This is a genomic window from Pseudomonas aestuarii, from assembly GCF_027988105.1.
GTDB lineage: Bacteria > Pseudomonadota > Gammaproteobacteria > Pseudomonadales > Pseudomonadaceae > Aquipseudomonas > Aquipseudomonas aestuarii.
Map to the genome: position 1 here is coordinate 1 of NZ_JAQJZJ010000031.1, position 503 is coordinate 503.

The window sequence follows — 503 nt, forward strand, 5'->3', positions numbered from 1 at the left end:
GCCACGATCATCTTCGGCTGGCACTCGACGGCCAGGCGCTCGACTTCGTCGTAATCGATCAGACCGGTGGTGGTGTCGATGCCGTACTGCACCGCGTTGTACAGTTTGCCCGAGGAGCTGACCTTGGAACCGTGGGTCAGGTGACCGCCGTGGGCCAGGCTCATGCCGAGGATGGTGTCACCGGCGTTGATCAGCGCCAGGTACACCGCGCTGTTGGCCGAGGAGCCGGAGTGCGGCTGGACGTTGGCGAAATCGGCGCCGAACAGTTGCTTGGCGCGATCGATGGCCAGTTGCTCGACCACATCCACGTGCTCGCAGCCGCCGTAGTAGCGCTTGCCCGGATAGCCTTCGGCGTACTTGTTGGTCAGGCCGCTGCCCTGCGCTTGCATGACCCGCTTGCTGGTGTAGTTTTCCGAGGCGATCAGCTCGATATGATGCTCCTGACGCGCTTCTTCGGCGTCCATCGCCGCCAGCAGTTCGTCGTCGTAGCCTTTGATTTGGTC

General features: G+C 62.8%; 1 pseudogene. It reads right to left on the bottom strand.

Annotated elements, in window-relative coordinates:
- Positions 1–503 (bottom strand): annotated as a pseudogene (glyA, locus tag PH586_RS23415) (serine hydroxymethyltransferase); the annotation flags it as partial.